The sequence below is a fragment of the Micromonospora sp. B11E3 genome (genome assembly GCF_039871625.1).
Classification (GTDB): Bacteria; Actinomycetota; Actinomycetes; order Mycobacteriales; family Micromonosporaceae; genus Micromonospora.
The window spans coordinates 18,918-38,304 of the sequence record NZ_JBDPMC010000006.1 but is presented as its reverse complement, the minus strand read 5'-3'; the positions used below and the strand labels follow the sequence as shown (position 1 = coordinate 38,304).

18 protein-coding genes are annotated in these 19,387 nt (G+C 74.0%); 12 read left to right on the top strand and 6 right to left on the bottom strand.

Going from position 1 to position 19,387, the window contains the following annotated elements:
- Positions 1–67: 67 nt before the first annotated feature.
- From lysS to ABGB16_RS05085, 3 genes are all read left to right on the top strand, one after another.
- Entirely contained in the window at positions 68–1,576 is a 1,509-nt protein-coding gene (gene lysS, locus ABGB16_RS05095; protein ID WP_347666781.1) for a lysine--tRNA ligase, read from the top strand.
- 115 nt (positions 1,577–1,691) lie between these two features.
- The gene (locus ABGB16_RS05090) at positions 1,692–2,042 is read left to right on the top strand and encodes an Lsr2 family protein (protein ID WP_347666780.1); all 351 of its coding nucleotides are present in this window, start codon (positions 1,692–1,694) and stop codon (positions 2,040–2,042) included.
- A 641-nt stretch (positions 2,043–2,683) separates the two neighbouring features.
- A complete protein-coding gene (locus ABGB16_RS05085) occupies positions 2,684–5,215 on the top strand; it encodes an ATP-dependent Clp protease ATP-binding subunit (protein WP_347666779.1) in 2,532 nt (843 codons plus the stop codon).
- 108 nt (positions 5,216–5,323) lie between these two features.
- Here the strand turns inward: ABGB16_RS05085 and ABGB16_RS05080 are convergent, their stop codons facing one another.
- A complete protein-coding gene (locus tag ABGB16_RS05080) occupies positions 5,324–6,241 on the bottom strand; it encodes an A/G-specific adenine glycosylase (protein WP_347666778.1) in 918 nt (305 codons plus the stop codon).
- A gap of 96 nt (positions 6,242–6,337) precedes the next feature.
- On the opposite strand from ABGB16_RS05080, the gene ABGB16_RS05075 reads away from it, so the two are divergent.
- From ABGB16_RS05075 to ABGB16_RS05065, 3 genes are all read left to right on the top strand, one after another.
- Positions 6,338–6,850 (top strand): ACT domain-containing protein, encoded by a 513-nt coding sequence (locus ABGB16_RS05075; RefSeq protein ID WP_347666777.1) that lies wholly within the window; start codon positions 6,338–6,340, stop codon positions 6,848–6,850.
- Positions 6,847–7,407, top strand: coding sequence for a peptide deformylase (locus ABGB16_RS05070; RefSeq protein ID WP_347666776.1), 561 nt, complete (start codon positions 6,847–6,849; stop codon positions 7,405–7,407). The genes ABGB16_RS05075 and ABGB16_RS05070 overlap by 4 nt, the downstream gene beginning before the upstream one ends.
- A 172-nt stretch (positions 7,408–7,579) precedes the next feature.
- A complete protein-coding gene (locus tag ABGB16_RS05065; protein ID WP_347666775.1) occupies positions 7,580–8,317 on the top strand; it encodes a hypothetical protein in 738 nt (245 codons plus the stop codon).
- A gap of 85 nt (positions 8,318–8,402) precedes the next feature.
- Here the strand turns inward: ABGB16_RS05065 and disA are convergent, their stop codons facing one another.
- From disA to ABGB16_RS05045, 4 genes are all read right to left on the bottom strand, one after another.
- Positions 8,403–9,587 (bottom strand): DNA integrity scanning diadenylate cyclase DisA, encoded by a 1,185-nt coding sequence (gene disA, locus ABGB16_RS05060; protein ID WP_347666774.1) that lies wholly within the window; start codon positions 9,585–9,587, stop codon positions 8,403–8,405.
- Between the two features lie 143 nt (positions 9,588–9,730).
- Positions 9,731–11,176: a DNA repair protein RadA gene (gene radA, locus ABGB16_RS05055; RefSeq protein ID WP_347666773.1), complete on the bottom strand. Its 1,446-nt coding sequence runs from the start codon at positions 11,174–11,176 to the stop codon at positions 9,731–9,733.
- Positions 11,177–11,264: 88 nt separating this feature from the next.
- Positions 11,265–12,119, bottom strand: coding sequence for a hypothetical protein (locus ABGB16_RS05050; RefSeq protein WP_347666772.1), 855 nt, complete (start codon positions 12,117–12,119; stop codon positions 11,265–11,267).
- A 138-nt stretch (positions 12,120–12,257) separates the two neighbouring features.
- Positions 12,258–13,100, bottom strand: a complete 843-nt coding sequence (locus tag ABGB16_RS05045; RefSeq protein WP_347666771.1) for a UbiA family prenyltransferase — start codon at positions 13,098–13,100, stop codon at positions 12,258–12,260.
- A 45-nt stretch (positions 13,101–13,145) separates the two neighbouring features.
- Between ABGB16_RS05045 and ABGB16_RS05040 the strand changes: the two genes are divergently transcribed.
- From ABGB16_RS05040 to ABGB16_RS05025, 4 genes are all read left to right on the top strand, one after another.
- A complete protein-coding gene (locus ABGB16_RS05040) occupies positions 13,146–13,925 on the top strand; it encodes a methyltransferase domain-containing protein (protein ID WP_347666770.1) in 780 nt (259 codons plus the stop codon).
- A 37-nt stretch (positions 13,926–13,962) separates the two neighbouring features.
- Positions 13,963–15,129, top strand: a complete 1,167-nt coding sequence (locus ABGB16_RS05035) for an acyl-CoA dehydrogenase family protein (protein WP_347666769.1) — start codon at positions 13,963–13,965, stop codon at positions 15,127–15,129.
- An 82-nt stretch (positions 15,130–15,211) separates the two neighbouring features.
- Positions 15,212–16,261, top strand: coding sequence for a type III polyketide synthase (locus ABGB16_RS05030; protein WP_347666768.1), 1,050 nt, complete (start codon positions 15,212–15,214; stop codon positions 16,259–16,261).
- 49 nt (positions 16,262–16,310) lie between these two features.
- A complete protein-coding gene (locus ABGB16_RS05025; RefSeq protein WP_347666767.1) occupies positions 16,311–16,979 on the top strand; it encodes a hypothetical protein in 669 nt (222 codons plus the stop codon).
- Between the two features lie 95 nt (positions 16,980–17,074).
- Here ABGB16_RS05025 and ABGB16_RS05020 read toward each other — a convergent pair whose 3' ends face one another.
- On the bottom strand, positions 17,075–17,809 hold the full coding sequence (locus ABGB16_RS05020; RefSeq protein ID WP_347666766.1) for a hypothetical protein: 735 nt from the start codon (positions 17,807–17,809) through the stop codon (positions 17,075–17,077).
- 328 nt (positions 17,810–18,137) lie between these two features.
- On the opposite strand from ABGB16_RS05020, the gene ABGB16_RS05015 reads away from it, so the two are divergent.
- Positions 18,138–18,623, top strand: coding sequence for a CarD family transcriptional regulator (locus tag ABGB16_RS05015; RefSeq protein WP_007073334.1), 486 nt, complete (start codon positions 18,138–18,140; stop codon positions 18,621–18,623).
- A gap of 54 nt (positions 18,624–18,677) precedes the next feature.
- Positions 18,678–19,373 carry a 2-C-methyl-D-erythritol 4-phosphate cytidylyltransferase gene (gene ispD, locus ABGB16_RS05010; protein WP_347666765.1) on the top strand — a complete coding sequence of 232 codons (696 nt, stop codon included), beginning with the start codon at positions 18,678–18,680 and terminating at the stop codon, positions 19,371–19,373.
- Positions 19,374–19,387 lie beyond the last annotated feature (14 nt).

Sequence of the window (19,387 nt, the reverse complement as noted above, 5' to 3'; positions counted from 1 at the left end):
CCCGCGGGCGGCTTGAGTACGCTCGGGGGCTGACCCCGCCGAGAATCCTTAGCTGAGGAAGCGTGCCGTGACCGAGCAGAACGCCGTGCCAGTCGACCCCGCCGACGACCTTCCCGAGCAGATGAAGGTCCGCCGGGAGAAGCGGGACCGGATGCTCGCCGAGGGCGTCGAGCCGTACCCCGTGGGATATCCCCGGACCAGCACTCTGGCGCAGATCCGCGAGAAGTACGCGGAGCTGCCCACGGACACGGCCACGGGCGACCGGGCCGCCACCACCGGCCGGGTGATCTTCGTACGGAACACCGGCAAGCTGTGCTTCGCGACGCTGCGGGACGGCGACGGCACGGAGCTGCAGGCGATGCTCTCGCTGGACCGGGTGGGCGCGGAGCGCCTGGAGGACTGGAAGCGCCTGGTCGACCTGGGCGACCACGTCGGGGTGACCGGCGAGGTGATCACCAGCCGCCGGGGGGAGCTGTCGGTGCTGGTCGAGGAGTGGGCGGTGACGGCCAAGGCGCTGCGCCCGCTGCCCGTGGCGCACAAGCCGCTCAGCGAGGAGGCCCGGGTCCGCCAGCGGTACGTCGACCTTGTCGTCCGGCCCCAGGCGCGGCAGATGGTACGCACCCGGGCGACGGCCGTGCGCTCCCTGCGCGAGACCATGCACGGCGAGGGCTTCATCGAGGTGGAGACCCCGATGCTCCAGTTGCTCCACGGTGGTGCCGCCGCCCGGCCATTCGTGACCCACAGCAATGCGCTGGACACCGATCTGTATCTGCGAATCGCGCCGGAACTGTTTCTCAAGCGCGCCGTCGTCGGCGGCGTCGACCGGGTCTTCGAGATCAACCGCAACTTCCGTAATGAGGGCATCGACTCTTCGCACTCGCCCGAGTTCGCGATGCTCGAGGCGTACCAGGCGTACGCGGACTACGACACCATGGCGGTGCTCACCCGTAATCTCGTGCAGCAGGCCGCGATCGCCGTCGCCGGGTCGACCGTGGTGACGCACGCGGATGGCCGGGAGCTCGATCTGGGCGGCCAGTGGCGGTCGGTCACGCTCTTCGGTGTGCTTTCCGAGGCGCTCGGCGAAGAGGTCACCGTCCGCACGGAGCGCGCCCGCCTGGTCGAGTACGCCGACAAGGTCGGGCTGTCCGTGGACCCCAAGTGGGGGCCGGGCAAGCTGGCCGAGGAGCTGTTCGAGGAACTGGTCGTGCCGGGGCTGCGGGAGCCCACGTTCGTCCGGGACTACCCGGAGGAGACCAGCCCGCTGACCCGCGGCCACCGCAGCGAGCCGGGCCTGGCCGAGAAGTGGGACCTCTACGTGCTCGGATTCGAGCTGGGCACCGCGTACTCGGAGCTGGTCGACCCGGTGGTGCAGCGCGAGCGGCTGGTCGCCCAGGCGCAGCTGGCCGCCCGCGGCGACGACGAGGCCATGCGGCTGGACGAGGACTTTCTCCGGGCCATCGAGTACGGAATGCCGCCGTCGGGGGGCATGGGAATGGGAATCGACCGGCTCTTGATGGCCCTCACGGGCCTCGGAATTCGGGAAACCATCCTCTTCCCCTTGGTCCGCCCCGAGTAGGCGGGGGCGCCTTGGGGGTGGCGGATACCGCGTCCTATTGACGCGACAAGCGTCGGGCGGGTTATTGTGCTCTCAGATTGTTGCAGGTACACCCTGCTCGAAAGGAATGTGGGACGTGGCCAAGCAGATCATTCACAAGCTGGTCGATGACCTGGACGGTGGGGACGCTGACGAGACCGTCAAGTTCGCGCTCGACGGTGTTCAGTACGAGATCGACCTCTCGAGTGTGAACGCCGAGAAATTGCGTGACGTTTTCGCGCCGTACGTCGGCGCCGGCACCAAGGTGGGCCGGGGCGGCGTGGTGGTGGGTGGCCGGGCCGCGCGCGGTCGGGGCGGCGCCACCGCCGACCGTGAGCAGAACAAGGCGATCCGTGAGTGGGCCAAGAAGGAGGGTCGGGAGATTTCCGACCGGGGCCGGATTCCCCAGGAGATCGTCGACGAGTACCACTCGAAGGCCGGTCGCTGACCGACGACCGTTGTCCCGGGCCTCCGCCCGCCTCCTGATGGGCGCGTAGGGGGATCCGGGGGACAGACCCGACACGGGCGACACGGACGCCGGCCCGGAGCATGCCTCCGGGCCGGCGTCGCCGTCTTTCGGGCGCGGTGCCGCCCGGTCGGCGCGGACGCCTCGGGCCCCCGTGCGGGCCGGCCCGGTGCGGACGCCTCGGAATCCCCGTGCCGCCCGGCCTGGTGCGGACGCCTCGGGACGCCCGGCGGAACGAGCCGGTTCCGCCGGGAAGAATCGGTCCGTCCCCGGCGTTGTCCACAGCCGGTGGAGATTCTGTCCACAGCCTGTGGATTGCCGTCCACCCGTCCGGTGAGCGCCGGGCGGCGGCGGGAGGAGTTCCCAGGCCCCCGGGTGCGTCGGCTCGCCGGCGATCCGAATTTCGCTCTGCGCGTACAGCAAGAGGTACCGGAACACCTCCTGAGCGCGGACGGTTGTCATAAACGGCGCGTACCGGCATCCCGCCGAGGACACACGACCTCAGCGGAGTCGGTCCGCGACGTTAGAGTAAGGAGGCACGGACGCCCATCCCGGACGTCCGCGCACCGGCCCCGCCGAGATCTGACCCATCAAGGCGCACGGCACGTGAGGAGCACGAGGGCATGTTCGAGCGGTTCACCGACCGAGCGCGACGGGTTGTCGTCCTGGCCCAGGAAGAGGCCCGGATGCTCAACCACAACTACATCGGTACGGAGCACATCCTGCTGGGCCTCATCCACGAGGGTGAGGGCGTGGCGGCCAAGGCCCTGGAGAGCCTCGGCATCTCGCTGGAGGGTGTGCGTCAGCAGGTCGAGGAGATCATCGGCCAGGGCCAGCAGGCGCCGAGCGGGCACATCCCGTTCACGCCGCGGGCGAAGAAGGTGCTGGAGCTGTCGCTGCGCGAGGCGCTGCAGCTGGGGCACAACTACATCGGCACCGAGCACATCCTGCTCGGCCTGATCCGCGAGGGCGAGGGCGTCGCCGCCCAGGTCCTCGTCAAGCTCGGCGCCGACCTCAACCGGGTGCGGCAGCAGGTGATCCAGCTGCTCTCCGGCTACCAGGGCAAGGAGCCGGCGGCGGCGGGTGCCGCGGCGGGTGAGGCCGCCCCGTCCACCAGCCTGGTGCTGGACCAGTTCGGTCGGAACCTGACCCAGGCTGCCCGCGAGGGCAAGCTCGACCCGGTGATCGGGCGGGAGAAGGAGATCGAGCGGGTCATGCAGGTGCTGTCCCGCCGCACCAAGAACAACCCGGTGCTGATCGGCGAGCCCGGCGTCGGCAAGACCGCCGTGGTGGAGGGCCTGTCCCAGAAGATCATCAAGGGCGAGGTGCCCGAGACGCTGAAGGACAAGCAGCTCTACACCCTCGACCTCGGTGCGCTGGTCGCCGGTTCCCGCTACCGCGGTGACTTCGAGGAGCGCCTGAAGAAGGTCCTCAAGGAGATCCGCACCCGCGGCGACATCATCCTGTTCATCGACGAGATCCACACCCTGGTGGGCGCGGGTGCCGCCGAGGGCGCGATCGACGCCGCCAGCATCCTGAAGCCGATGCTGGCCCGTGGCGAGCTGCAGACCATCGGCGCCACGACCCTCGACGAGTACCGCAAGCACCTGGAGAAGGACGCCGCGCTGGAGCGGCGGTTCCAGCCGATCCAGGTGGGTGAGCCGTCGCTGGCCCACACCATCGAGATCCTCAAGGGGCTGCGGGACCGGTACGAGGCGCACCACCGCGTGTCGATCACCGACGCCGCCCTGGTGGCCGCCGCCACGCTGGCCGACCGGTACATCTCCGACCGCTTCCTGCCCGACAAGGCGATCGACCTGATCGACGAGGCCGGTGCGCGGATGCGGATCCGCCGGATGACCGCGCCGCCGGACCTGCGGGACTTCGACGAGCGGATCGCGCAGGTGCGCCGCGACAAGGAGTCCGCGATCGACGCGCAGGACTTCGAGCGGGCCGCGCAGCTGCGGGACAAGGAGAAGCAGCTGCTGGGCCAGAAGGCGCAGCGGGAGAAGGAGTGGAAGGCCGGCGACCTGGACGTCGTGTCCGAGGTCGACGACGAGCAGATCGCCGAGGTCCTGGGTAACTGGACCGGCATCCCGGTGTACAAGCTGACCGAGGAGGAGACCTCCCGGCTGCTGCGGATGGAAGACGAGCTGCACAAGCGCGTCATCGGCCAGGAGGACGCGGTCAAGGCCGTGTCGAAGGCGATCCGTCGTACCCGCGCCGGCCTGAAGGACCCGAAGCGTCCGTCGGGGTCGTTCATCTTCGCCGGCCCGTCGGGTGTGGGTAAGACCGAGCTGTCCAAGGCGCTCGCCGAGTTCCTGTTCGGCTCGGAGGACGCCCTCATCCAGCTGGACATGTCGGAGTTCCACGACCGGTACACGGTGTCCCGCCTGGTGGGTGCGCCTCCCGGGTACGTGGGTTACGACGAGGGCGGGCAGCTGACGGAGAAGGTGCGTCGTCGGCCGTTCAGTGTGGTGCTGTTCGACGAGATCGAGAAGGCCCACCCGGACGTGTTCAACACGCTGCTGCAGATCCTGGAGGACGGTCGGCTCACCGACGGTCAGGGTCGGATCGTGGACTTCAAGAACACGGTCATCATCCTGACCACGAACCTGGGCACCCGTGACGTGGCCAAGGCCGTGAGCCTCGGGTTCCAGGCGTCGGAGGACCAGGAGTCGAACTACGACCGGATGAAGCAGAAGGTCAACGACGAGCTCAAGCAGCACTTCCGGCCGGAGTTCCTGAACCGTATCGACGACACGATCGTGTTCCACCAGCTGCGTCAGACCGAGATCCTGTCGATCGTCGACATCATGATCGCCCGGATCGAGACCCAGCTGCGGAACAAGGACATGGGCCTCGAGCTGACCGACAACGCCAAGAAGTACCTCGCCACGAAGGGCTTCGACCCCGTCCTCGGTGCCCGGCCCCTGCGCCGCACGATCCAGCGTGACATCGAGGACAACCTGTCCGAGCGGATCCTGTTCAACGAACTGATCCCCGGCCAGATCGTCGTCGTCGACTGCGAGGGCGACCCCAACAACATCGACAAGTCCAAGCTCGTGTTCCGCGGAGCCGACAAGCCGGTCGAGGTGCCGGACGCCGTCCCCGCCGACCTCGGTGGCGCCGCCACCGCGGGCGCAGACGAGTAAGGCACATCTGACAGGGCGACGGCCCCGGTCGGCGAAAGCCACCGGGGCCGTCGCCCTTTCCCGTCCCACGCCCCACGCGCCACAGGTCGCGGGGGAGTGACGGCGGGGTCAGGCGCCGAGTGAGGGCGGGGGTGCGGGGGGCGGGGGGCCGTCGCCGGTCAGGCGGAACGACGCCGCGCCGGCCGGCTCGACCAGGCCGTCCTGCACCAGCCCGGCCAGGGCCCGGGACCGCTGCACGTCGTCGGCCCAGACCTGGTCCAGCCGCTGGTGCGGCACCGGTCCGGTGGCCTCCCGCAGTACGGCCAGCAGCAGCCCGCGTACCTGCCGGTCGGTGCCCGCGTACCGCTGTGGCCGCCGCGTCGGGCCGGCCGGAGCCTCCTGACCGGACGCCCGCCACGCGCAGACCGCCGCCACCGGGCACCCGCCGCAGCGCGGTGACCGGGCTGTGCAGACCACCGCCCCCAGTTCCATGAACGCGGCGCTCGCCAGCGCGGCGGCGGCCGGCTCCTCCGGCAGCAGTTCCTCGCAGGCGACCAGGTCGGCCGGGCGGGTGGCCGGGCCCGCGTCCGGCTCGCCGGCGACCGCCCGGCACACCACCCGCCGTACGTTGGTGTCGACCACCGGGTGCCGCTGGCCGTACGCGAACGCGGCCACCGCCCGGGCCGTGTACGTGCCCACGCCCGGCAGCGCCAGCAGCTGCTCCAGCCGGTCCGGCACCTCGCCGCCGTGTCGCTCCACGATCGCCACCGCGCACTCGCGCAGCCGCACCGCCCGGCGGGGATAGCCCAGCCGTCCCCACATCCGGATCGCCTCGGCGGGCGTGTCCGCGGCCAGCGCCGCGGGCGTCGGCCACCGCTCCAGCCACGCCGTCCAGGCCGGGAGTACCCGCGCCACGGGCGTCTGCTGGAGCATGACCTCGCTGACCAGGATCGCCCAGGCGCCCACGCCGGGCTCGCGCCACGGCAGGTCGCGGGCGTTCTTCTCGTACCAGCGGCTGACCAGGGCGGCGAAGGTGGGCTCAGACATGGCACCGCCGATCATGTCACGGGCGGGCTTCCCGCAGGTTGGGCGGGCCGGGCGGGGCACCGCCGAGGTCGGCGCCGGGTCGGGCAGAATGCCCAGATGAACGAGCTAGCGATCACCGTCATCGGCCGGGACCGGCCGGGCATCGTCGCGGACGTCGCCGAGGTGCTCGCCCGGCTCGGCGCGAACCTCACCGACTCGACCATGACCCGGCTGCGTGGCCACTTCGCGATGACGCTGATCTGCGTCGGCCCGGCCGCCGCCGACGTCGAGGCCGCCCTGGCCCCGCTCGCCGCCGACGGCCAGCTCCTGGCCACCGTACGGGCGGTCACGCCCGACGGCGTCGTCGCGCCGACGGGCGAGCCGTACGTGCTCGCGGTGCACGGTGCGGACCGGATGGGCATCGTCGCGGCCGTGACCCGCGTGCTGGCCGACGCGGGCGGCAACGTCACCGACCTGAGCACCCGGCTCACCGGCTCCCTGTACGTGGTGGTCGCCGAGGTCGAGCTACCGCCGGGGAGCAGCGACGAGGTGGCCGGCCGGCTGACGCGCGCGGCGGCGGAGCTGGGCGTCGGCGTCAGCCTCCGCCCGGCGGACCCGGACCTGCTGTGACGGCCGGGTACGCCGGCCTCGGCGGCTGGACCCCCGACGCGCTCGGCGTGCCCGGCGAGGTGCGCCCGGTGGTCGCCGCGCCCGACCCGGTGCTCAGCCGGCCCGGGCCGGAGGTGGATCCCGCCTCCGCCGAGGTGGTCCAGCTCGCCGCCGACCTGGTCGCCACCATGCGGGTCTCGCCCGGTTGCGTGGGCCTCGCCGCGCCCCAGGTGGGGGTCAGCGCCCGGGTGTTCGCCGTGGACGTCACCGGTCACCCCAAGGCGGTCACCGTGCACGGCGCGTTCGTGCTGTGCAACGCGCGGGTCGTCGAGGCGACCCGGTGGAAGGCGGGGCGGGAGGGCTGCATGTCGGTGCCCGACCTCACCGGCGACGTCAAGCGGGCCAGCCGGCTGGTGGTCGAGGGGGTGCTGCCGGGCAGCGCGGCGCCGGTGCGGCTGGTCACCGACGGGTTCGAGGCGCGGGCACTGCAGCACGAGATCGACCACTGCGCCGGCCTGCTCTTCCTGGACCGGGTGGCCGGCGCGCACGCGATCTACCAGCGCAAGGTCTACCTGTGACGGTGTCCCCGCCGCACGTCGGGCGGGCCGGCGGGCGGTGGCGCGTCCGGCCCGGGGCGGGCCGCGCGGCTACCCGCGGGTGTCGTGAGTGGAGGGTCGCGGGGGTGAGCGGAGGACGGTACGGCGCGTCGCGCCGGCCGAGCGCGCGTCGCGCCGTTACGGTGGGGGCATCATGCGTCTGACGGTCGGCCCCCTGCCCCCCGCCGTGTACTGGCGGCGTCGCGCCGTCGTGCTCGGAGCGGGGCTTCTCTTCCTGGTTGTCCTGCTCTACTCGTGCAACGCCTCAGGCAACGGCGGCACCACACCGCAGTCGCGGTCGACGCCGACCTCCACGCCGGTGCCGGACCCCTCCGGCGAGCCGCCGTCGCCGGACCCGAGCGGCTCGGTGCTGTCCCCGGAGACCGGCGCACCGCCGGCCGGCGGCTCGGGCGACGAGGCCGGCTCGTCGGGCGACGCCGGCTCGTCCTCGTCCGGGGGCGGGAACGACGCGCCGGCCGTGCCCGCGGCGGACGCCGGCACGTGCACCGACGCCGAGATCTCCGTGACCCCGGTCCCGCTGCCCGCGAGGGCGCAGTCGGGCACGGTGGTCGGCCTGCAACTGAAGATCAAGAACAGGTCGGACCGCACGTGCAGCCGGGACGTCGGCGCGGACATGCAGGAGCTGTTCATCAAGTCGGGCGCGGAGAAGGTCTGGTCCTCCGACACCTGCGGCACTGCCAAGGGCTCCGACGTGCAGTCGTTCACCCCCGGTTTCGAGCGGTCGTACCAGGTGGACTGGAACGGCAAGTACAGCAGCAAGTGCGCGAACGGGATCGCCAGTGGTCAGTTCGTGCCGGCCGGGACGTACCAGGTGTTCGGGCGGCTCGACACCAAGCTGAGCGAGCCGGTCAAGCTCACCATCACGAACTGATCGGCCGGCCCGCCGGACCGGGGGGCCGGATGATCCGCGCGGCCTCCCGGCCGCCGGCGCGTGCCAGGGGCCCTGGGCCCGCCGATCAGACGTAACGCTCCAGGATGGACGCCTCGGCGAGCCGGGACAGCCCCTCCCGGACGCCCCGGGCCCGGGCGTCGCCGACGCCCTCGACGGCCTGGAGGTCCTCCACCGTGGCCCCGAGCAGCCGCTGGAGGCTGCCGAAGTGCAGCACCAGCCGGTCGACGATCGCCACCGGCAGCCGGGGCACCTTGGCCAGGAGCCGGAAGCCGCGCGGGCTGACGGCCGCGTCCAGCGCGTCGGAGGCGGACGGGTACCCGATCGCCTTGGCGACCGACACCAGGTCGATCAGCTCGGTGGCGCCGAGCAGGTCCAGCTCGACCAGCGCCTCGTCCAGCGTCCGCGACTTGCGACCGCTGGGCAGGTAGTCCCGGATGACCAGGGTGCGGTCGGCGTCGACGCCGGCCATCAGCTCGTCGAGCTGGAGGGCGAGCAGTCGGCCGTCGGTGCCCAGTTCGACCACGTAGCCGGCGATCTCGTCGGCGATCCGGCGGACCATCTCCAGCCGCTGCACCACCGCCACCGCGTCCCGGACGGTGACCAGGTCCTCGATCTCCAGGGCGGAGAGCGTGCCCGAGACCTCGTCCAGGCGCAGCTTGTAGCGCTCCAGGGTGGCCAGGGCCTGGTTGGCCCGCGACAGGATGGCCGCCGAGTCGTCCAGGACGTGACGCTGGCCGTTGACGTAGAGGCTGATGATCCGCATCGACTGGCTGACCGAGATGACCGGATAGCCCGTCTGCCGGGCCACCCGCTCGGCGGTGCGGTGCCGGGTGCCGGACTCCTCGGTGGGGATGGACGGGTCCGGCATCAGGTGCACGGCCGCCCGGACGATCCGGGTGCCGTCGCTGGACAGCACGACCGCACCGTCCATCTTGCACAGCTCGCGTACCCGGGTCGCGGAGAACTCGACGTCCAGCGGGAAGCCGCCCGTGCAGATCTGCTCGACCACCTTGTCGTAGCCGAGGACGATCAGCGCGCCCGTCCGCCCGCGCAGGATCCGCTCCAGGCCGTCGCGGAGCGCGGTGCCCGGCGCCATCAGCGCGAGGTTGGCCCGCAACGGGTCGCCACCCGCGCCGCCGACACTCCCGGTCACGCTGACGCTGATCGGACGGGCGGGCGAGCCCACGGCGCCGGTGCGGGCGTGGGCTGTCGCGCCTGCTGTTCTGCTGGCATCGCGGTCGATCGGCACGGGCACAGTCTACGGACTGTCGTGCGGTGGGTGCTGTCGCGGTTACTGTGATGTGTCACGATGCGACCCGATGGCCGGGCCGGGCGAACCGGCCGCCCTCGTCCCGAATCGCACGGGCGGTCCCGCCGGGCGAACACCGTCGGTCACTCCGCCGACGCGCGGGCGGCACACTGGAGCGCCGAACGCAGATCCGTGACCTCCATCACCCGCATGTTCTCCGGGCCTGCGCCCGTGCCCGCGGGGCCGCACCCGGGCGGGACCAGGGCCATCCGGAAGCCGAGCCGGGCCGCCTCGGCCAGCCGGCGCGGCACCGCGCCGACCCGCCGCACCTCGCCGGTCAGCCCGACCTCGCCGATCGCCACCAGGTGCGGGTCGAGGGCCAGGTTGAGGCCGCCGGAGGCCACGGCGAGGGCGACGGCCAGGTCCGCCGCCGGCTCCACCACCCGGATGCCGCCGACGGTGGCCGCGAAGACCTCCCGGTCGTGCAGGGTCAGTCGCTCGGTGCGGCGCTGGAGGACCGCCAGCACCATCGCGAGCCGCGCGCCGTCGAGCCCCGAGACCGTACGCCGCGGTGAGCCCGCGACCGTCGCCCCGATCAGCGCCTGCACCTCGGTGACCAGGGCCCGCCGCCCCTCCATCGCCACCGTCACGCAGGTGCCGGGCACCGGCTCGGAGTAGCGGGTGAGGAACAGGCCGGACGGGTCGGCGAGGCTGCTGATGCCCCCCTCGTGCATCTCGAAGCAACCGACCTCGTCGGCGGCGCCGAACCGGTTCTTCACGCCGCGCACCATCCGCAGCGAGGAGTGCTTGTCGCCCTCGAAGTGCAGCACCACGTCGACCAGGTGCTCCAGCACCCGAGGGCCGGCGACCTGGCCGTCCTTGGTCACGTGCCCCACGAGCACCGTGGCGATGCCGCGCTCCTTGGCCACCGCGACCAGGGCGGCGGTGACCGCCCGCACCTGGGTCACCCCGCCGGGCACCCCCTCGGTGCCGGCCATGGAGATGGTCTGCACCGAGTCGAGCACCAGCAGCCCCGGCTTGACGGCGTCGAGGTGGCCGAGGACGGCGCCCAGGTCGCTCTCGGCGGCCAGCCAGAGCTGGTCGTGCAGGGCGCCCATCCGCTCGGCGCGCAGCCGCACCTGGCTGACCGACTCCTCCCCGCTGACCACCAGGGACGGGCTGCCGGCGTTGGCCGCCCACTGCTGGGCCACGTCGAGCAGCAGCGTGGACTTGCCGACCCCAGGCTCGCCGGCCAGCAGCACCACCGCGCCGGGCACCAGCCCGCCGCCGAGCACCCGGTCGAGCTCGCTGACCCCGGTGGGCCGGGCCCGTGCCGGGGCGGCACTGACGGTGGCGATCGGGCGGGCCGGCTCGGCCGGCATCCGGGAGCTGACCACCCGCCCGGAGACCGTCGGGCCGGTCACCGTGCACTCGACCACCGAGCCCCACTCGCCGCACTCGGGGCAGCGCCCCACCCACTTGGGCGGCTGGTGGCCGCAGGCGTCGCACTCGTAGGCCGGACGGGGCTCGCGGGCGGCCCGGCCCGTGCCGCGGGGGATCGCCCGGGAGGTGGATCGAGAGGTTGTCACACCAGGACGCTAGCGTCCCCGTACGACGAAGAACCGCCGGCGTGGCGGGTGCCACGCCGGCGGTTCTGTCGACGGTCGGGGGTGCGGGTCAGCCGTGCCCGCCGGCGCCGGCCTCGGTGCCGCCCTCGGCGCCGTGCGCGCCCTCGCGCTCGATGATCGGGGAGGCCGGCGGGGCCGGGGTCAGCGGCACGCCGATCGCGGCGGCCGCGCGGATCGTCCTGCCGTTGCCGAAGTCGAAGACCAGGTTGACCGACTCGCCGACGAGCCGCCGCTCGTTCAGCCCGACGAGCTGGAGGAACCGGCCGCCCTGGACGTTGAGCTGCACGTAGCTGTTGGCCGGGATCTCGAAGCGGGCCGGCTCACCGGCGGGCGCGGACGGGCTGGCCGAGGCATCCTCCGAGGCCGACGGCGACGGCGAGCCGCTCTCGGACGGGCTGGCCGACTCGGACGGCGAAGCGCTCTCCGACGGCGAGGCGTGCTCGGACGGCGAGGCGCTCTCCGACGGCGACGCGTGCTCCGAGGGCGACGCGTGCTCGGACGGCGAGGCGCTCTCCGACGGCGACGCGTGCTCCGAGGGCGACGCGTGCTCGGACGGCGACGCGCTGGCCGAGGCGGCCGAGCCGCTGGAGATGACGACCTGGCGGGCGCTGTCCGTGGTGACGGTCACCGTCACCGCCTCCGCCGAGTCGTTGTAGATGACGGCGTTGAGCGGGGCGTTGGCCCCGGCCTGGTAGCCGGTCGGCCCCGGGTACTCGACGTAGAGGCCGCGCACCTTGAGCTTGGTGTCCGGGGTCTGGAGGTTGACGCCCTGCACCGACGGCTGCTTGACGGCGGTCTCGGCAATCTGCCCCGAGCCGCAGCCGGAGAGCAGCAGGCCGGCCGCCGCGGCCGTGCCGGCCAGCAGCAGGGCCGCCCGCCGGGATCCCCTGATCGAGCGCGTCACGTCGGTCCTCCTCGTCACGATCCCCACCCGGCGGTTCCCGGGCGCGGTGGCCATACCCGCGCAGACCGGGCTCCAGGGTAGTTGGGGCTGATCGAGGGCCGCACGGGGACCCGGCACCACCACCTACGCGGGGCCGCCTCAGACCACCCGGCCGCTCGCCACCAGCAGCACCACATCGATCAGGGCCACCAGCATCACCGCCCGGAACGCCGCCGTCCCACGTACCCGGGCCGCGTCCCCGCGCCGTTCGGCGTACCAGGTCAGGGGTGGTGCCACGGCGGCGGCCGTGAGCGCCGACAGGCCGGCCCACGACGGCGGCCCGGGCGGCCCGACGACCAGCGTGACCGTTGCCGCCAGCAGCAGCCCGGCGGCGGCGGTCCGGCTGCCGACGGCGCCGAGCCGGTGCGGCAGCCCGCGCACCCCCGTCCGGGCGTCGTCGGCCAGGTCCGGCAGCACGTTCGCGAAGTGCGCGCCGGCGCCGAGCAGGGCGGCGGCGGCCAGCAGCCAGCCCGGTGGGGTGGGGGCGCCGGGCAGGGCCAGCACCACGAAGGCGGGCAGCGCGCCGAACGACACCGCGTACGGCAGCACGGAGACCGGCGTCGACTTCAGCGGCCAGTTGTAGAGCAGCGCGGAGGCCAGGCCCACGGCCACGCAGAGGGTCGCCGCGCGGTTGGTGGCCGCCGCCGCGAGCAGGACCGTGGCCAGGGCGGCGAGCCGCGCCGCCAGGCCGATCGCCCGCCGGCTCACCGCCCCGGTGGCCACCGGCTTGTCGGTACGCCCCACCGCCGCGTCGCGGTCGGCGTCCAGGTGGTCGTTGGACCAGCCCACCGCGAGCTGGCTGGCGAGCACGGTGAGGGCCACGGCGGCCACCCCGGCCGGGCGGTGTCCCACGCCGTGGGCGAGCAGCCCGGCGACCGCGGTGACGGCCGCGGCCGGCTCCGGATGGCTCGCCCTGACCAGCCCTAACACCGTCGTCGACATAAGGGAAGTCTGGTCGTTACCGCCCAGTCGTGCCACGCTCGTCCCATGCGAGAGGGTCCGTCCCCGGTGTCCGCCGTGCCCCGTGTGCTGCCGCCGAACGACCCCCGGCAGTACGACGACCTGGCCGCCGAGTGGTGGCGGCCGGACGGCGCCTTCGCCATGCTGCACTGGCTGGCCCGGGCCCGGGCGGCGCTGGTGCCGCCCGCCGCCCGTCCCGGCGCGCTGCTGGTCGACCTTGGCTGCGGCGCCGGGCTGCTCGCCCCGCACCTGGCCGGGAAGGGCTACCGGCACGTCGGGGTGGACGTCACCCGCTCCGCGCTGGCCCAGGCCGCGGCGCACGGGGTGACCGTGGTCAACGCCGACGCCACCGCCGTGCCGCTGGCCGACCGCTGCGCCGACGTGGTGACCGCCGGGGAACTGCTGGAGCACGTCCCCGACTGGCGGCGGGCGGTCGCCGAGGCGTGCCGGCTGCTGCGGCCGGGCGGCCTGCTGGTGCTGGACACCCTCAACGACACCGTGTTGAGTCGGCTGCTCGCGGTCGAGATCGGCGAGCGCCTGCCGACCGTGCCCCGGGGCATTCACGATCCACGGCTGTTCGTGGACCACCGGCAGTTGGTCGCCGAGTGCGCGCGGCACGGCGTGGACCTGCGGGTGCGGGGCGTTCGGCCGGGGCTGCGCGGAACGGTGCGCTGGCTGGCCCGCCGGATGCGGGCCGCCGCCGGGCGGAGCCGTCCACAGTCGACGCCGGCCGGCCCGGCGCCGGAGATCAAGCCGACCTGGTCCACCGCCGTGCTGTACCAGGGGCGCGGCATCCGGCGCGGGTAGCCGGGCCGGGTAGAGGGAACGCCGAGAAGGGGACGGGATGACTGTGCACGCGCTGGAGGCGGCCCGCCGGTTGGCGCCGCGCCTCGCCGCCCGGGCGGCGGAACACGACCGGGACGGCACGTTCCCGGTCGAGGACTTCCGGGACCTGGGCGACGCCGGGCTGTTCGGGCTGATGGTCCCGCCGGAGCTGGGCGGTGTGGGGGCGACGTTCGCGGGGTACGCCGCCGTGGCCACCGAGCTGGCCAGGGGCAACGGCGCGACCGCGCTGGTGTTCAACATGCACGCCTCGGTCACCGGCGCGCTCGGCGCGGTCACCGAGGAACTGGCCGAGGCTCTCGGCGTACCGGACGAGGCGCTGGCCGCCCGGGACCGGCTGCTCCGCGCGGCGGCCGACGGCGCCTGGTACGCGGTGGCGATGAGCGAACGCGGCGCGGGCGCCCGGCTCTCCCAGCTCAGCACCGTGTACGAGCCGGTGGACGGCGGCTTCCGGATCAAGGGCAGCAAGACGTTCTGCTCCGGCGCCGGGCACGCCGACGGCTACCTGGTGGCCGCCCGCAGCGCCGCCGACCCGTCGGTGGTCTCCCAGTTCCTGGTGCCGGCCGGGGACGGGCTGACGGTGGAGCCGACCTGGGACTCGCTCGGCATGCGCGCCACCTCCTCCCACGACCTGCATCTCGACGTGACCGTGCCGGCGGACCGGCTGCTCGGCGGCGTGGAGGGCCTGGCCCTGGTGGTCGCCCAGCTCATGCCGCACTGGCTGGTGGCCAGCTACGCGGCCGTCTACGTCGGGGTGGCCCGGGCCGCCGTCGACGCGGCGGCGGAGCACGTGAACGCCCGCAACCTCGCCGGCCTGCCCGCGGTCCGGGCCCGGCTGGGCCGCGCCGACGCGGCGGTGGCGGCGGCGGGGCTGGCCGTCGCGGAGGCGGCCCGTCGGGTCGACGAGGCGCCCGGGGACGCGGAGACCAACCGCTGGGTGTGGCGGGCCAAGCTGCTCGCCGGCACCACCGCGGCCGAGGTGGCGGCGTCCATGCTGGAGGCCGCGGGCACCTCGGCGACCCGCCGGGGCCACCCGCTGGAGCGGCTCTACCGGGACGCCCGGTGCGGCTCACTGCACCCGGCGACCTCCGACGTGTGCGCGGACTGGCTGGGCGTCGCCGCGTTGGGCGGTGACCCGGACCGGGAGGGCACTGCCCCTCGTTGGTGAGTGCGAGGAACGGGCCGGGTTTGCCCGTCCCGCAGCGCGAACGAAGGGCGGCTTGGTGGAAGCGCGGACGAGAGGTGGGAGCGTGGCCGTACCGGTGATCGCGGGCCTGGGCGTGGCGCAGCCGCCGGCGGCGGCGCAGGAGGAACTCTGGGAGGGCTTCTTCTCCCGGCACTTCGCCGGCGCCACCCGGGCGCTGGCCCGGCGGATCTTCGCCAACTCGGGGGTGAGCCGGCGACAGGCGGCCGTCAACCCGTTGCTGGAGGACGTCTCGGACTGGCCGACGGAGCGCCGGATGCGGCGCTACCAGGTGGAGGCGCTGCCGCTGGGCAAGGAGGCGGTCGGCCGGGCGCTGACGGCCGCCGGTCTGGCCGCCGGTGACGTCGGGCTGTTCGTCGTCTGTTCCTGCACCGGGTACGCCACCCCGGGGCTGGACATCCTGCTGGCCCGCGACCTGGGGATGGCCCCGGACACCCAGCGCATGTTCGTCGGCCACATGGGCTGCTACGCCGCCCTGCCGGGGCTCGGCGCGGCCGGCGACTTCGTCACCGCGCGGGGGCGTCCCGCGCTGCTGCTCTGCGCGGAGCTGACCAGCCTGCACATCCAGCCCGCCACGGCCCGGGTGGACACCCAGCAGATCGTCTCCCACGCGCTCTTCTCGGACGCCGCGGTCGCCGCCGTGGTCGTCCCCGACGGCCGGGGGTACGCGCTGCGCGAGGTCGCCTCGGTCACCGACACGTCGACCGCCGACCACATGACCTGGGACGTCACCGACACCGGGTTCCGGATGGGGCTGTCGCCGAAGGTGCCGCAGGTGCTCTCCGCCCACGTCCGGGGCCTGGTCGACGACCTGCTGGCCCGGCACGGCGCCGGCCTGGCCGACGTGGACGGCTGGGCGGTGCACCCGGGTGGGCCGCGCATCCTCAACGTGGTCGAACGCGAGCTGGCCCTGCCATCGGACGGGCTGGCCGCGTCCCGGGCCACGCTGGACGAGCACGGCAACTGTTCCTCGCCGACGGTGCTGCTGATCCTGGACCGGCTGCTGCGCGCGGGCCGGCCGCCGGGGCGGGTCCTGATGCTCGCGTTCGGCCCCGGCCTGACCCTGTACGCGGCCCTGCTGGAGCGCCGGGACTGACGGCCGACGCCGTGGTGCGGGACCGGCGCCGGTGGCTACGCTCGGCGGTGTGGACATCGACGTGGCTGACCGGCTGCGCGCCGGTGTGCTCGCGGGGCTGTCCGCGCTGGCCCTGACCGCCGGGGTGACCTGGTGGCGCGGCCACGCCCCGACGACCGGTCCGTCCGTCCCGCGCGCATCCCAGGACGCGGTGCCCGGCGGCGCGGCGAGCGGCCTGGCCGCCGATGCGGACGCCCCGGGCAGCGGTCTCCGGCGCGGTCTGTTTCGCCGAACGGTTGTCCTCGACGCGGCCACCGGCCGGGTGATCGCGCAGTCCGGCACGGTCCGCCCCTTTCTCGTCGACCCGGCCACCGGCCAGGCCGTCAGCGGGCAGGGCGGCGCCGTCGCGGGCGACGGTGGCCCGCGTGGCGGCGCGGGGCAGTCCGGTCGGACGGTCTGGCAGGCTCAGCTGAAGGTGTCGCCCGGCCTGCCTCCGCAGCGCCGGGTCGTGGCCACCCGCGGCGGCCCGCACCTGCTCCAGTACCGGTGCGTCGGCCCCGGCGGTCACCTGGTGCTGAAGGTCGGGTCGGGCCGCTCCGAGAGCCGGCGGGTGCGCTGCGACGGAGCTCTCGCCGCGCTGTGGGTGAACCCCGCGGATGGCCGGGTCCGCGTCGACCTCGACGCCCGAGGTCGGGCCCCGGTCGTGGTCGAGGCGCAGCTCGCGGCCCTGTTCCCCTGAGCCGGTGGTCCACCCCACGTCGCCGACATGGCGGGGTCCGTGGCGTTCGGACACGCCCACGTCGCCGACATGGTGCTGCCCGACCCCGCCACGGATCAGGCGGCGAGGCGGGGCAGGTCGGCGCGGTAGTCCTCGGCGGAGCGCAGCTCGGGCACCACGCGCAGCACGGTCCCGCCGCGGTCGACCAGGACGGCGGTCGCCGTGCCGGGGCGCGGCGGCAGGCGCAGGAAGGCGCGCAGGCCGCCGGCCGGGTCGGCGAGCGCGCGTACGGGCGGGCCGACGGAAGCCGCCGTCGGGTCCACCCTGCGGCCGCCGGCCACCGTGACCACGGTCACCCCCGGCGGCGCGAGCGCGGCGGCCTCGGCGGCCCGCTCCGGGCAGGCGCACGCGTCCACCAGGACGATCACCGCGGGGAGCAGCGCGCGCAACGAGACGGCCGCGTTCTCGGCGTCGACCAGCTCCAGCGCGGGCAGCGGCCGGCCGACCAGGTCGGCCGCCGGCGTCGGGTGCGGCACGACGGTCGGGCGCTCGGCGGTACGCGGCGGGCGGGTCCAGGTGACGGCGAACAGCCCGGCGGCGGTGGCGAGGGCAGCGACCAGGAGGACGACCAGCGGCAGGCCGAGCGGGAGCCGTCCGTTCGGCCGGGGCGGCAGGCCGAGCCGGGCGCGCAACCGGGCCCGGGCGGCCCGTCGGCGTAGCTCGCGCCTGATCCGCTCGGCCTCCTCGGCCAGCGCGGACGCGTCGTCCGGCACGACCACCCGGCCCCACTCGGGCGGCAGGCCCGGGAGGCCGTCGCCGGGGCCGGGGCCGTCTGCGTCAGGCATGCCCATCGGACCCCCTCGAACCGTCTCGGCGCGCGGACAGCCGTTCACCTCCAGCGTCCCGCACCGTCGGCTCCTCCCGCTACACCTGGGCGCGGTTGGCCGGAGCGGGATACCATGGGACGAGCGCATCGCCCGAGAAATCCACGCCCCGATCACCCGTGCCGGGTTGTCATACGGCCATCACGGAGCGTGTTCGATTCATTGGCTTGGCCGCCTGTCAAGCCGAAGAAATACCTCTCACAGGGCCCCTGAGCTGCGCCAACGGTCAGCACAGCGGTGAGACATCGGTGTCTGAGCGTGTTACCCTAGACACAGCGAAAGGGGTTTCGAACCTATGGTTTTCAGTGTCGGCGAGACCGTTGTTTACCCCCACCACGGGGCCGCACTCATCGAGGCAATCGAGACTCGGGTCATCAAGGGCGAGCCTAAGCAGTACCTCGTCCTGAGGGTTGCGCAGGGTGACCTGACGGTCCGGGTGCCCGCTGAGAACGCCGAGATCGTGGGTGTGCGCGAGGTGGTCGGCGAGGAGGGCCTGGGCAAGGTCTTCGACGTCCTCCGGGCTCCGCACACCGAGGAGCCGACCAACTGGTCGCGGCGTTACAAGGCGAATCTGGAGAAGCTGGCCTCGGGTAACCCGCTGAAGGTGGCCGAGGTCGTCCGCGACCTGTGGCGCCGGGAGCGGGAGCGGGGCCTGTCCGCCGGCGAGAAGCGCATGCTCGCCAAGGCCCGCGACATTCTGGTCGGCGAGGTCGCGTTGGCCGAGAAGAGCACCAAGGACGAGGCGGAGACGCTGCTCGACAAGGTGCTGACCGAGGCCTAGTTTCCACAGCACTTTCGTACCCACCCCGAAGCAAAGAAACCCGAGGACCGCGACGTGACCGCGCAGCTCAATCCGCGCGGTGACGTCGCGGTCCTCGTCCCTGCGGCCGGCGCCGGGGTACGCCTCGGCCCGGGCGCGCCCAAGGCCCTGCGCCTGCTCGCCGGCGAGCCGCTGCTGGTGCACGCGGTACGCCGGATCGCCGCCGCCCCGTCCGTGCACACGATCGTGGTGGCCGCCCCGGCCGCCGAGGTCGGGGCGGTCCGTGAACTGCTCGGCCCGGTCGCCCCAACGCTGGTCGTCCCCGGCGGCGCGGAGCGGCAGGCGTCCGTGGCCGCCGCGCTCGCGGCCGTCCCCGCCGGCCCGGAGATCGTCCTGGTCCACGACGCGGCCCGCGCGCTGACCCCGCCCGACCTGGTCGAGTCGGTCGCCGCGGCGGTCCGCTCCGGGCACGACGCGGTGATCCCCGTGCTCCCCGTCGTCGACACGATCAAGGAGGTCGGCGCGGACGAGGTGGTCCTCGGCACGGTCGACCGGTCCGCCCTGCGGGCCGTGCAGACCCCGCAGGGCTTCCGCCGCTCGGTGCTGGCCGCCGCCCACGCCGCGGCCGGCGACCCGCTCACCGACGACGCCGGTCTCGTGGAGAAGCAGGGCGTACCGGTGGTCTGCGTCCCCGGCTCGGAGTACGCCCTCAAGGTCACCCGACCGTTCGACCTGGCGCTGGCCGAGCACCTGCTGACCGTCGTGCCGTGACGCGTACCCTCGGG